Origin of the sequence: Klebsiella sp. 28, from assembly GCF_018223905.1 — a bacterium.
Taxonomy (GTDB): domain Bacteria; phylum Pseudomonadota; class Gammaproteobacteria; order Enterobacterales; family Enterobacteriaceae; genus Klebsiella; species Klebsiella pneumoniae.
The window spans coordinates 20968-33854 of sequence record NZ_JAGRQY010000076.1 but is presented as its reverse complement, the minus strand read 5'-3'; the positions used below and the strand labels follow the sequence as shown (position 1 = coordinate 33854).

Genomic DNA, 12887 nt, shown 5'->3' with positions numbered 1-12887 from the left:
TGTCTGCGGATTAATTACTGATAGGTCAATGAGAACCAGGCCTGGGCATTGGCTGCACCGCCGGTGACCTGGCGTCCGGTCGCCCGATATTTGGCGACGAAATTTAGCGTCGTCGGTCCGCGGTAGAGTGATATCCAGCGATCCGCTGGACGATTGAGCGGGAGCTGCTGGCCCTGGCTGTCGAATAGCGCAATACCGATCCCACTGGCGATCCCCGGACCTTCACCCACCGACAGCACGTCGGGGTTTTTTCCATCAGCCACGCCGTGAAAGGTCACACCCACATGCTGGCTGACCGCCGTACTGCAATCCTGTAAATGAATCGCGAAAGGGATTGGGTTGCTGTCTTCGCCGACAGCATGAAATCGATTACTGCTGATCTGCCCCAGATTGACCGTCATCTGCCGATCGCCGGCTTCGACGCGGCAGGAGCTCGCCATTATCAGGCCCTGAAAACGCATGCTGCCCCCCGGCAGCGTGACGTTCCAATGATTACCGGCCAGCGCCAGCGGAGGCAGTAGCAGCAGCAGACCAGATTTCATTCCCTGCATCGTTTCACTCCGGTTGAAAATAGAGAGCGGGCCCTCCTGGCCCGAATAGCTTCCCTGCCTGACTCGGGTCTTACTCGTACTGCACTTTGAACGTGGCATCCGCGTTCGCTATACCAGCCGTCGCTGCGCCGGTCGCGTAGTAACGTGCCTGGAACGGGATGATGTTGGGGCCGTCATTCAGCGTGGTCGCAGCACTGAAGGTGGCGCCGTCCAGTGCCAGTGGCGTACCGGTATTGTCGAGGATCTGCACGCCGACGTTGGTTGCGCTGCCGGCGGCAGAGTTTTGCAGGGCCAGAACGGTGGTATTGCTGCTGTCGATGGCCGTACCGGCGAAGGCGACGGACGCTTTGGTGGCTACCGTAGTGTCGCAATCATCCAGCTGGATGTTGAAACCGACGGCCGAACTGGTGCTCCCCGCCGTGGCCAGTTTCGCGGAACGCACCTGGCCTAACTGAACGGTTTGATCGATAGAGCCGGCATCCACCGCACAGGCCGCATTAACGACTTCTCCTTTAAAATGCACGGTCCCGCCGTTGACCGTGGTGGTATCGGCCAGAGCTGCCGTGGAGCTCAGTGACAGGGCTGACACAACAATCATTGCCAGTGTTTTGATTTTCATACTGTTTTCCTTTGAACGATGTCGAAATAACGAACCGGATTGGCAGCCGTTGTGCCTTCCAGGCATTTCAGATTTCAGCCGAGTGGTCCGGCTGCCGGCTCTGCACAGTTTTCGCCCAACCGATGAGACAATTGGGGCCATTTTGACTCGTTGGGATAAATGATCTGTATTTTGTGTCAACCTGGTATTCTGTGGTTTTAAATTCTGCAAAATTTGGTTTTTATGGTAATATAATCTGGTGTGGTGGAAGGGGGGGCGAAAGGAATAGCGATGGCGCTGGCGACGGATCGCCGGTGCAGCAGAGATATGGTTAGAGAAAAGTGAGTAATTGCAGGTTTAAAAATATATAATAATCAATGAGATATGATTTTTTTTTGCGGAAATATGGCGCAGTGAGTTGCAAAATATGTCAAAACATTTTTATGATATAAACAGTTTGGCCCCAATTGACCTGTTCGTTATTTTTTTAATTCTTTAAAATCAATCTATTATTTCATTTTTCGTCTTCTGGTCTTTTTCCTCTAAAAGATTATTTCTTTCCCAGATGCCAGCGAAACGTGCCGCATTACTGGCGGTGTAACGTACTGTGTGACGAATATTACGATGTCCTAGATAATCCTGTATCAAACGCGTATCTGTCCCTCTTTCAGCCAGTTCATAGCCGCAGGCGTGACGCAGCATATGGGGGTGAGTGTGCGTGACGGTACCCGCATTTTCCCCGGCGGAGCGAATAATACGATACGCCTGCTGGCGGGAGAGCGCGGTGCCGCGGCGGGAGATAAACAGTGCGTCCGTTTTGTCCGCCGCTTTCCAGCCGGCACGGACCAGGCTCCAGCGCTCAATCGCCTCGCGCTCATCAAAACGCAGTGGATGAATCGTCGAAAAACCATTCTTTAATCGCCGCACATTAACCCGCCCTTCATGGAGATCCAGATCGTGATAATGCAGATCCAGCAGTTCGCTAATGCGCATGCCATGGCGAAAGGCCAGCAGAATGAGGCAGTAGTCCCGTTCGCCGGTAGGGCCCTGACGAGCAGCCTGCATCATGGCCTGAACTTCTTTGGCGGTTAGAAAACGACGTCGGTTCACAATAGTTGCTCCTGAAAATAGGTATGAATGACCGTCACAGCGAAACCATACGCCATGACGAAATAGGTTCTGTAATGCTAAAACGGTACAGGGTGAAGATGATTAATCACGAATTGATAACATATTACATTGCCAGACACTAAAAATATCGTCGGGTGATAATTCTTAATTTTAAAGATTTTAATCATCGGCTCAATAGTATCTGTGCGGGTTGCCGCCAGGTATATAAAATGAAAGGATATTTTCCACTACCAGCCGTTATTAAAAACACAGCCGCGGAAATTTTTTCCCACCAATAAATACCCAGTCTTATTCCTGAGTAAACGCAGGGTTATATTAACTCTCAGTCATAAGGATTAAATAAGAACTTGTGGGAACAGTAATCCTAATTAACGCAGGGTTAATAATCATGAATATTTTAATTTGTCGACCGATCGCGATACAACGCCATCCGTGGCGTCAAGGCTATTGGATCGGCGACGATCGCTGTTTGTCACGGGGATTGTCCCAGATGCCATAGAAGCGTCCCGCATTGCTGGCGGTATACCAGACGGTGTGGCGGATATTGCGATGCCCGAGATAATCCTGAATCAAGCGGGTATCGATCCCCATATTCGCCAACGCAAAGCCACAGGAGTGCCGCAGCATGTGCGGGTGGATCTCCAGTGGCAGCCCCGCCAGTCCCCCTGAGGACGCGATAATCTGATAAAACTGTTGGCGGGAAAGGGGATTACCTTTGCGGGAGAGAAACAGCCATTCGCTGGCGGCCTGCGGCCAGCTGCTGCGAATGGCCAGCCAGCGCTTTAGGGCGTAGATCTCTTTATCCAGCAACGGGTGGGTAGTCGAAAACCCTTTTTTAAGCCGATGGATGTAAACACATCGGGCAGCAAGGTCGATATCCGATATTCGTAGACGACAGATCTCGCTGGCGCGCAGACCATGGATGAAGCACAGTAACGTCAGGCAATAATTACGTGCAGCATAAGGACCGGTATCGGCCGCTTTAAGTAAAGACTCAATTTCATTCTGAGTCAGGAAGTTCCTTTTTTTTATGTCGGCGTTATTCGTCATGGTTTTCCCTTTTATTGCAGGCATATTTTTGGTTTTCCGAGCCTGCGTCAGGTCATTGTTAAATTTGACTGCCTTTTTATTTTGAAACAGCGTGGTGATAACGTTTTAATTTGCTACGAGCGCGAGCGGTATCATGGGCTAGCTCCATTGCTAACGATAAGAGGCCGCGATCTGAAGGGTAAAGAAAGGGTGAGCTGGCTGAACTGATGAATCTTTCCTGGGGGTTTCCACGTCCTGTACATCCCTGATCCTCTTGATGACACCCGCATGATGATGAAGGCTTGGGCTTCCGGCCACGGCAAGGCGGCTATCAATGCCGTCATGATTGATTGCCTGTCTACTGGGCAATGTCACCCCAGTAAACCAGCCTCCCTCGCCGACAACCTTCGGGAATGGCATGAGAAATTTCTCAGACAAAATACAACCTTAAGTCGTCTGGATAGCATTCACTGCAAAACTACAACAGTGATTAAACCATACTGCAAAAAGCCTGGTGATAATAGCATTGTCTGTAATAGAGCACATTACGCCGTATTTCAACGGGTAAGCTTAATCTGGTACATGCGGTTGAATGAGATGAAAACTCGTCACGGTCAACGTATACAGGAAGATATCAATGGGAGGTAGTAGAGGACAGGTAAGTATTGCGACACGGTCTGGCGGCGGGTTGGAATGCTCGCTTCGGCGCGGGAAGGACTCACATCCAGGATACGCCGAAGCCTGCCGGTTCACCACTTTTCGTCACGTGCCTCCTGGCGCTTGTCGCTGCGCCAGGTGGCCTGTACGGAAAGCGATGGCAGCAGTAACCAGGGTAAGTAAGCCTCTTTTCATGGGAGTGATCCTGCTGAAGAGTACAATAAATAGCAGTTAAAGAATATTCTTGCCGGAAGCGCAGCATAATAACTGACAAAAAATGCTCGCCAAGAAATAACTTATTTATTTTTATCTGTGATTTTTTGAGTAATTATTCCTGTTAAAAGGTATTGGTAACCAATAACGCATAAAAAGATATAGCTGTGGTATGCTCAAGATATTGAGGCATTCTGCGCTAATACAGTGTCGAGAAGATAGCGATCGGTAGATAATGCGGAGCCTGGTGACTACGAACAATCCCGTGAACAGCTTCGACAAATTCCTCACCCTTCAGCGCTGACACCTTCGCTCGCCTGTCGTAAAGTTGCTGTCAGGCGGTTTACGTTTACTACAATGGTATAACGATGACGACTCCGATTGCGCTCCGCGACTGGCGCCTGCTGGCGGCCGGGTGCGGCGGCCTTCTACTGCTGGCCGCCGCTATCACCTTGCACAGCCACTGGGGTGACTTTCTCCAGTGGTGTCTCGCCACCCAAATTACCCTGCATCGCTATCTGGTGATGTACCTTCTGTTGCTGAATAACCATCAGTACAGCGGCGGTATCTGGCTGCTGGTGGGGGCCTTTCTCTATGGCGTGCTGCACGCCGTCGGACCGGGACACGGTAAATTTATCGTGACGACCTACCTGAGCACCAATCAGGAGAGCCTGACGGCGGCGCGGGTGGTGCCCTTTCTCGGCAGCCTGTTACAGGGCGTCACTGCGATACTCTTCGTCTTTATTCTTGCGGTGGGGCTGAATCTGGCCGCCGGCGATCTTAGCGCCAGCCGCTGGTACGTCGAGAAGATCAGCGCCCTGACCATCGGCGTCTTTGGGGCTTATGTTATCTTTCGCGCTCTGCAAAGCCTGTGGCCGACAAAACAGGTGATTCGCCGTCTGACGCCAGCGCATCAGCATGACGCCTCGTGCGGCTGCGGCCATCACGGCGTGGGGCAGGATCTGCAGGGCGCTGACTGGAAGACGCGCCTTGGCGTGGTGCTGGCTATCGGCGTTCGGCCCTGTAGCGGGGCGATCATGATTTTATTATTCGCCAATGCGTTGGGGATTGTTAGCTGGGGCATCGCCGCGGTGATGAGCATGGCGCTGGGCACCGCGCTCTCGATCCTCGGTCTGTCGCTACTGGTTCACTATGCGCGCCATCGGACGGTCAAACGATTGGCCACGAATCACCGCCCGCGGCCCTGGCTGGTTCCGCTGATGAAGATCCTCGGCGGTCTGGCGCTGATCCTCTTTGCCGTGGGATTGTTTTTCAGCGTGGTGCCGATCAGCGCCAACGGCGACTTTATCGCCGCTGGCTGTTAGCCCGTTTCCAGCAGTCGCATCAACACCCGCAGCGCCTGATCCAACTGCTGGCGTTCACCGTCACTGAGTCCTGCCAGCAGTTGCCGTTCGTTGTCGACGTGGGTTTCCACTGCGGCATCGATCCGTTCGCGTCCGGCGGAAGTCAGGGCGACCAGCATACTGCGGGCATCCTCCGGATTGGGCAGGCGGGTAATAAACCCGCGTTTCTCCAGCGCCTTCAGACGATGGGTCATGGTGCCGGAGGTAATCATCAGCGTGGAGAAGAGCTGGGTGGGCGAAAGTACGAAAGGCGCCCCGGCGCGCCGCAGCGTCGCCAGCATGTCAAACTCCCAGCGCACCAGATCGTGGCGCGTAAAGGCCACTTCCACCTGCGGCTCCAGCAGCATAGCGCATCGTTTCAGGCGACCTATCGGCCCCATGGGGCTGCAGTCGAGGTCTGGCCGTTCCCGCTGCCACTGGGCGAGGATGCGATCCACGGCGTCGATCGGCGGTGATTTGTCCATTAGTGCTCACTTGTCTTGATATCAAGATACTTGGCGGTACATACTTCACTCCCTAATTTACCTTGGAGTGAAGATAAAATCATGGCTTTTCTCTCACGTAATCTGATTCTCGACCTGCTGCTCACCGCGCTGGCGCCCGCTATCTGGGGGACGACCTACATCGTCACCTCCCAGTTTCTTCCCCCTGACCGCCCATTTATTGCTGCGCTGTTGAGGGTGCTGCCGGCAGGTATCGCCCTGCTGATCTGGAGCCGTCGTTTTCCGCAACGCGGCGAATGGGCAAAGCTGATCGTTACCGGCATCTTAAATATCGGCGCGTTTCAGGCGCTGTTGTTTATCGCCGCCTATCGCTTACCCGGCGGGCTGGCGGCAGTGATCGGCGCGATCCAGCCGCTGCTGGTGATGCTCCTCGCCTGGTGCGTCGACCGGCAGCGCTCGCCCTGGCTGGCGGTGTTCTCCGCCATCGCCGGCATACTCGGTATGGCCATGCTGCTGCTGTCGCCGCACACCGTCCTCGACCCGCTGGGCATCGGCGCGGCGTTTCTCGGGGCGATCAGTATGGCGCTGGGCACCTGGCTCTCCCGGCGCTGGGCGCTCTCCCTGCCGATCGTCGCGCTGACCGGCTGGCAGCTGACGATCGGTGGGGTGGTGCTGGCCCCGGTGGCGCTGATCGTTGACCCTCCTTTGCATCAGGTAACAGTGCTGCAGGCGGCCGGCTATCTGTGGCTGTGCCTGGCGGGCGCCATGCTGGCCTATGGCCTGTGGTTTCGGGGGATTGGCCGCCTCTCACCGGTGGCCGTGTCGGCGATGAGTCTGCTGAGCCCGGTGACCGCCGTGGTACTGGGATGGATATTCCTCGGACAAAAGATCCAGGGGATGGCGCTGATGGGATTGATCGTGGTGCTGGCGAGCGTGATGTCTATCCAGCGCGCGCTGGCGCGTCAGGCGGCGGGAGCAAAAACGAAAAAAGCCCCGTAACGGGGCTCGACATTGCTGCGTGCGGGGTGGGCGGCGGGAGCCAGACCAGCCACCCGCAGGCGGCCTGTCCGGCAGCTCCCTCTGCAACCATTCGCTTATTTAGACAGCTCGGCGGTCATATGGACCTGGTTGCCGGTATAGGCTTCGGTGATGTGGTAGGAAGCGCCTTGTTCTTTCGCAATGGTTGCGATTTTCGCTTCTGCGCTGTCCAGGGTGTCTGCTGTCACGCTCACCGGATGAGCGAAGCTAGCGAAAGAGACCAGGGAGAGCATACCGGCAGCGGCGAGTAATTTTACGTTTTTCATGGTGTTTGTCCTTTTAACTTTTATGGTGGAAAGCATGTTTGCTTTCGATGGACTTATAATAAGCCTGCTAACTATAACGTGCGTGGCAAAAAGTGCGATTTAGATCACATTTTTATGGCGGTTTGATGGCGTAAACATGATCGTTTATCTATTTTTTAATTTAAAAACAATGAATTAATGATTTGTTTCTGAAAGGGGGGATCACATGGGCTGCCCTTGTTCAGGGAGAGGAATGCGCCTCATTCATGCTTTCATCATTCGTTGTGTGAATGGTTTGGTGCTGTTTTCACCACCGCAAAGGCAGATTCAGACTTATCGCGATGGCCTTCCGAGGGCTTTTTCTGCATGTTGTTGCGGGCACTTTCTCTCGCTCTGGCGTTAGGCTTGCTGCGCTGTAAACAACCACCCTCGCGTTTTCATCTATCAATGACTGTTTATTAATAGTCGATGGTTATCTGTTATATAACTTAATGAAACGTGAACAAATGTATATTTGTCGGCGAATAAATAGCATTCTTTGACGCCGATAGCACCAGCGAACTTATATTTTTAGGTTCGTTACCTGACGCCTTAAATATTGCGGCTCCCGGTCAGTCGAAGATTCTATTAGCAGTGGCATAAATCAGCATCGCCTGATGTTTCTGGTTCTATGCGAATTCACAGTGTGCTCATTGATTCGTAATTCACTCTGACAAGGAAATGGCAATGAAAAAGGTTCTTCTCTCTGCAGCAATGGCAACCGCGTTTTTTGGCATGACTGCTGCCCATGCAGCTGATACCACTGTTGGCGGCGGCCAGGTTAATTTCTTCGGTAAAGTTACCGATGTATCCTGTACTGTTTCCGTTAACGGCCAGGGCAGCGATGCGAACGTTTACCTGTCTCCGGTAACCCTGACTGAAGTTAAAGCGGCAGCAGCGGATACTTACCTGAAACCGAAATCTTTCACCATTGACGTCTCTAACTGCCAGGCTGCTGATGGCACTAAACAGGATGACGTAAGCAAACTGGGCGTGAACTGGACCGGCGGTAACCTGCTGGCTGGCGCAACCAGCAAACAACAGGGCTACCTGGCGAACACTGAAGCTTCCGGTGCTCAGAACATCCAGCTGGTGCTGTCTACTGACAACGCTACCGCGCTGACCAACAAAATCATCCCGGGTGACAGCACTCAGCCGAAAGCGAAAGGCGACGCTTCCGCTGTAGCTGATGGCGCGCGTTTCACCTACTACGTAGGCTACGCCACCAGCGCGCCGACCACGGTAACCACCGGTGTGGTTAACAGCTACGCGACTTACGAAATTACTTACCAGTAATTCCGTCAGAAAATAAAACTGCCCCGCGATGGGGCAGTTAATAACAATAATAAAGCGGCAATGTCCGCCGCTTGTATTTTTATTCTGAGGTCAGCATGAAGCGTATTGCCCTTTTTTTCTGTTTCATTTTTAGTTTTGCGGCCCATGCCAACAATATTATTGTTAACGGTACCCGCTTTATTTATCCAGGAAATGAAAAAGAAATAACGGTACAGCTTTCAAATAACGCCGACCGTCCGGCGCTGGCGCAGGCCTGGCTGGATAACGGCGATGCCGATGCCACACCGGATACCATTACCACCCCGTTTATTATCACCCCGCCGATTTCGCGCGTTGACGCCAAGAGCGGCCAGACGCTGCGTATTAAGCTCGGTAGCAGCGCCGGTCTGGCGAAAGATAAAGAGACGCTGTGGTGGCTGAATCTGCTGGAAATTCCGCCGGTGGTGGCCAATCAGAAAAATGAAGGCCAGAACGTGCTGCAGCTGGCGATCCGTTCGCGCTTTAAATTTATTTATCGTCCTGCCGGACTGGGCAACCGCGATGCGGCGGCCGAGAAGCTGACCCTGACCGCCAGCGGCAGTAGTCTCGCCATCAACAACCCGACGCCGTTCTACATTACCGTCAGCCGTATTTCCCGCGACGGCGGTAAAGCCCTGAACAGCAAAACCGTGATGCTGGCGCCGCAGTCTAGCCAGACGGTGGCGCTCTCCTCCGCCGTCAACCGCGGCGAAACCCTGACCGTTAACAACATTAATGACTATGGCGCCGATGTCGCAGTGAAAGTGGCCGTTAAATAAGGGAAAAGCTAATGAAGCAGAGGTCATTCTGCCCGGGAAGATTAAGCACCGCGATCGCCATCGCGCTGTGCTGCTTTCCGCCATTTTCCAGCGGACAGGAAAACCCGGGAACGGTATATCAGTTTAACGACGGCTTTATTGTCGGCAGTCGCGAAAAGGTCGATCTGTCGCGCTTTTCGACCAGCGCGATTACCGAAGGCACTTACTCCCTTGACGTCTACACCAACGACGAGTGGAAAGGGCGCTACGATTTACGCATCGCGCGCGATAAAGATGGTCGGCTGGGCGTCTGCTACACCAAAGCGATGCTGGCCCAATATGGCATCGCGGCGGAAAAGCTCAATCCGCAGCTGAGCGAGCAGGAGGGCTACTGCGGTAGCCTCAAATCCTGGCGCAACGAAGAAAACGTCAAAGACAACCTGGTCCAGTCCTCCCTGCGGTTGAACATTTCGGTACCGCAGATCTATGAAGATCAACGCCTGAAAAACTATGTCAGCCCGGAGTTCTGGGACAAAGGTATTACCGCGCTCAATCTTGGCTGGATGGCGAACGCCTGGAACAGCCATACCTCTTCGGTAGGCGGGTCGGATAACAGCAGCGCCTATCTGGGCGTCAACGCCGGACTGTCGTGGGACGGCTGGCTGCTGAAGCACATCGGCAACCTGAACTGGCAGCAGCAGCAGGGTAAAGCGCACTGGAACAGCAACCAGACCTATCTCCAGCGCCCTATCCCACAGCTCAACTCCATCGTCAGCGGCGGGCAGATTTTCACCAATGGTGAATTTTTCGACACCATCGGTCTGCGCGGGGTTAATCTTTCCACCGATGACAATATGTTCCCGGACGGCATGCGCTCGTATGCTCCGGAAATTCGCGGCGTGGCGCAGAGCAACGCCCTCGTCACCGTGCGTCAGGGCAGCAATATTATCTATCAGACCACCGTTCCGCCCGGACCGTTTACCCTGCAGGATGTCTATCCTTCCGGCTATGGCAGCGATCTTGAGGTCTCGGTGAAAGAAGCGGATGGCTCGGTAGAAGTGTTTAGCGTGCCTTACGCCTCCGTCGCCCAGCTGCTGCGCCCGGGCATGACCCGCTACGCGCTCTCCGCCGGTAAAGTGGACGACAGCGCGCTGCGCAACAAGCCGATGCTCTATCAGGCGACCTGGCAGCACGGGATCAACAACCTGTTGACCGGCTACACCGGGGTCACCGGTTTTGACGACTATCAGGCCTTCCTGGTGGGGACCGGGATGAACACCGGCATCGGCGCGCTCTCTTTTGACGTCACCCATTCGCGGTTGAAGAGCGATGCCCATGATGACTCGGGTCAGAGCTATCGCGCGACCTTTAACCGCATGTTTACCGATACCCAGACCAGCATCGTGTTGGCGGCGTATCGCTACTCGACGAAAGGTTATTACAACCTCAACGACGCGCTGTACGCCGTCGATCAGGAAAAAAATAGTCGCAGCAACTACACCCTGTGGCGGCAAAAAAACGGCATGACCTTCACGGTGAACCAGAACCTGCCGGACGGCTGGGGCGGGTTTTATCTCAGCGGCCGTATCTCCGATTACTGGAACCGCTCCGGGACCGAGAAGCAGTATCAGGTCAGCTACAACAATTCATTTGGTCGTCTCTCCTGGTCAGCGAGCGCGCAGCGCGTCTATACGCCAGACAGCTCCGGTCATCGTCGCGACGATCGTATTTCACTCAACTTCAGCTACCCGCTGTGGTTTGGCGATAACCGCACCGCCAACCTGACGTCGAACACCTCGTTCAATAACTCGCGCTTTGCCAGCTCGCAGATTGGTATCAACGGTTCGCTGGACAGTGAAAACAACCTTAACTACGGCGTGTCGACCACCACTGCCACCGGCGGTCAGCATGATGTGGCGCTCAACGGTAGCTACCGTACACCATGGACCACCCTCAACGGCAGCTACAGCCAGGGCGAAGGCTATCGTCAGAGCGGCATTGGCGCCAGCGGGACGATGATCGCCCACAGCGGCGGCGTGGTGCTCTCACCGGAAAGCGGCTCGACGATGGCCCTGATTGAAGCCAAAGACGCGGCCGGGGCGATGCTTCCGGGATCGCCGGGCACCCGTGTGGACAGCAATGGTTACGCCATCCTGCCGTATCTGCGCCCGTACCGGATTAACGCCGTGGAAATCGACCCGAAAGGCAGCCATGACGACGTGGCCTTCGATCGCACCGTGGCGCAGGTTGTGCCGTGGGAAGGCAGCGTGGTTAAGGTCGCGTTCGGCACTAAGGTGCAGAACAACCTCACCCTGCAGGCGCGTCAGGCGAACCACGAGCCGTTGCCGTTTGCGGCAAGTATTTTCTCCCCCGACGGCAAGGAGATCGGCGTTGTCGGCCAGGGCAGCATGATGTTTATCAGCGATGCGAACGCCAAACGCGCGATTGTGAAGTGGAGCGGCGGGCAGTGTTCGGTGGATCTGGGACAGCAAACAACAAAGGATAGCGTATGTCGCTGAGGAAATTACTAACGCTTTTTATCGTCTTAATGGCGCTGGGAACCACCTCGTCCTGGGCCTCCTGTACGCGTCTCTCATCGCCAACGGTGATGCTGGACATGGTGGTGGGCAGGGTGGTGGTGCCCCCGGATCTGCCGGTGGGCTCGGTGATCCTTACCCGCGACTGGACGATGAGCGCTCCCGGCGGGGCAAGCTATCGCTGTACTTCCGGCACCAACCGCTTTGCGGCGAAGATCGTATCGCCAGGGGCCACGGACCTTGGAAATAAAATCTACTCCACCAACGTGCCGGGAATCGGCATGCGTTTCAGCCGCGGCGGCGCAACGGTAAATATCGTCTATCCCGACGTCTTTTCGTCCCGGGTATATAACACCACCAACTATTCCCTCGAAGGGTCGCGCTTTACGCTGGAGATTATCAAAACCGCGGCAACCACCGGCAGCGGCACCCTGGCGGCGGGTAAGTACACCTCCTACGACTGGGAGAGCGGCGGTAACCCGATCCTCGAAACCTATCTGAGCGCCAACGCCATCACCGTGGTCTCGCCCTCCTGTTCAGTGCTGAGCGGGAAAAATATGAATGTCGATGTGGGTTCCATCCGGCGCACCGACCTGAAAGGGGTCGGCACCACCGCCGGCGGGAAGGATTTTAATATCGACCTGCAGTGCAGCGGCGGCCTGAGTGAAACGGGATATGCCAACATTAGCACCTCGTTCTCCGGTACCCTGGCCACCAGCACTACCGCTACCATGGGCGCCTTGCTGAATGAAAAAGCCGGCAGCGGGATGGCGAAAGGCATTGGCATCCAGGTGCTGAAGGATGGCTCCCCGCTGCAGTTTAATAAGAAATACACCGTCGGCCGCTTGAATAATCAGGAGACCCGCTACATCACCATACCGCTGCACGCGCGTTTTTATCAGTATGGCCCGACGACCAGCACCGGCGAGGTGGAGTCGCATATGATCTTTAACCTGACGTACGATTAATA

Annotated in this window: 13 protein-coding genes; 6 read left to right on the top strand and 7 right to left on the bottom strand. The window is 54.7% G+C overall.

The window, feature by feature from the left end:
- Positions 1 to 14: 14 nt before the first annotated feature.
- From KHQ28_RS14040 to KHQ28_RS29610, 5 genes are all read right to left on the bottom strand, one after another.
- Entirely contained in the window at positions 15 to 551 is a 537-nt protein-coding gene (locus tag KHQ28_RS14040; protein ID WP_004174507.1) for a fimbrial protein, read from the bottom strand.
- Positions 552 to 621: 70 nt separating this feature from the next.
- Positions 622 to 1170, bottom strand: a complete 549-nt coding sequence (gene fimA, locus KHQ28_RS14035) for a type 1 fimbrial major subunit FimA (protein ID WP_002916190.1) — start codon at positions 1168 to 1170, stop codon at positions 622 to 624.
- Between the two features lie 480 nt (positions 1171 to 1650).
- A complete protein-coding gene (gene fimE, locus KHQ28_RS14030; RefSeq protein WP_032418375.1) occupies positions 1651 to 2259 on the bottom strand; it encodes a type 1 fimbria switch DNA invertase FimE in 609 nt (202 codons plus the stop codon).
- A gap of 465 nt (positions 2260 to 2724) precedes the next feature.
- Positions 2725 to 3330: a type 1 fimbria switch DNA invertase FimB gene (fimB, locus tag KHQ28_RS14025; RefSeq protein ID WP_032418376.1), complete on the bottom strand. Its 606-nt coding sequence runs from the start codon at positions 3328 to 3330 to the stop codon at positions 2725 to 2727.
- Between the two features lie 150 nt (positions 3331 to 3480).
- Positions 3481 to 3729, bottom strand: a complete 249-nt coding sequence (locus KHQ28_RS29610; RefSeq protein WP_049182382.1) for a hypothetical protein — start codon at positions 3727 to 3729, stop codon at positions 3481 to 3483.
- An 818-nt stretch (positions 3730 to 4547) separates the two neighbouring features.
- Here KHQ28_RS29610 and KHQ28_RS14020 point away from each other — a divergent pair.
- Entirely contained in the window at positions 4548 to 5504 is a 957-nt protein-coding gene (locus tag KHQ28_RS14020; protein WP_004889905.1) for a nickel/cobalt transporter, read from the top strand.
- Here the strand turns inward: KHQ28_RS14020 and KHQ28_RS14015 are convergent.
- The gene (locus KHQ28_RS14015) at positions 5501 to 6007 is read right to left on the bottom strand and encodes a MarR family winged helix-turn-helix transcriptional regulator (RefSeq protein ID WP_002916184.1); all 507 of its coding nucleotides are present in this window, start codon (positions 6005 to 6007) and stop codon (positions 5501 to 5503) included. The two genes, KHQ28_RS14020 and KHQ28_RS14015, sit on opposite strands and share 4 nt — an antisense overlap.
- 81 nt (positions 6008 to 6088) lie before the next feature.
- On the opposite strand from KHQ28_RS14015, the gene KHQ28_RS14010 reads away from it, so the two are divergent.
- A complete protein-coding gene (locus KHQ28_RS14010; protein ID WP_004185514.1) occupies positions 6089 to 6985 on the top strand; it encodes an EamA family transporter in 897 nt (298 codons plus the stop codon).
- A 95-nt stretch (positions 6986 to 7080) separates the two neighbouring features.
- Here KHQ28_RS14010 and KHQ28_RS14005 read toward each other — a convergent pair whose 3' ends face one another.
- A complete protein-coding gene (locus KHQ28_RS14005) occupies positions 7081 to 7290 on the bottom strand; it encodes a DUF1471 domain-containing protein (protein WP_002916131.1) in 210 nt (69 codons plus the stop codon).
- Positions 7291 to 7995: 705 nt separating this feature from the next.
- Here KHQ28_RS14005 and mrkA point away from each other — a divergent pair.
- The 4 genes from mrkA to mrkD all read left to right on the top strand — a co-directional run bounded on the left by mrkA (position 7996) and on the right by mrkD (position 12885).
- Positions 7996 to 8604, top strand: a complete 609-nt coding sequence (gene mrkA / locus KHQ28_RS14000; RefSeq protein ID WP_002916128.1) for a type 3 fimbria major subunit MrkA — start codon at positions 7996 to 7998, stop codon at positions 8602 to 8604.
- 95 nt (positions 8605 to 8699) lie between these two features.
- Positions 8700 to 9401 (top strand): type 3 fimbria chaperone MrkB, encoded by a 702-nt coding sequence (gene mrkB, locus KHQ28_RS13995; protein WP_000820818.1) that lies wholly within the window; start codon positions 8700 to 8702, stop codon positions 9399 to 9401.
- 11 nt (positions 9402 to 9412) lie between these two features.
- Entirely contained in the window at positions 9413 to 11899 is a 2487-nt protein-coding gene (gene mrkC / locus KHQ28_RS13990) for a type 3 fimbria usher protein MrkC (RefSeq protein WP_000813718.1), read from the top strand.
- Positions 11890 to 12885, top strand: coding sequence for a type 3 fimbria adhesin subunit MrkD (gene mrkD, locus KHQ28_RS13985; protein ID WP_004149659.1), 996 nt, complete (start codon positions 11890 to 11892; stop codon positions 12883 to 12885). Before mrkC ends, mrkD begins: the two co-directional genes overlap by 10 nt.
- Positions 12886 to 12887 lie beyond the last annotated feature (2 nt).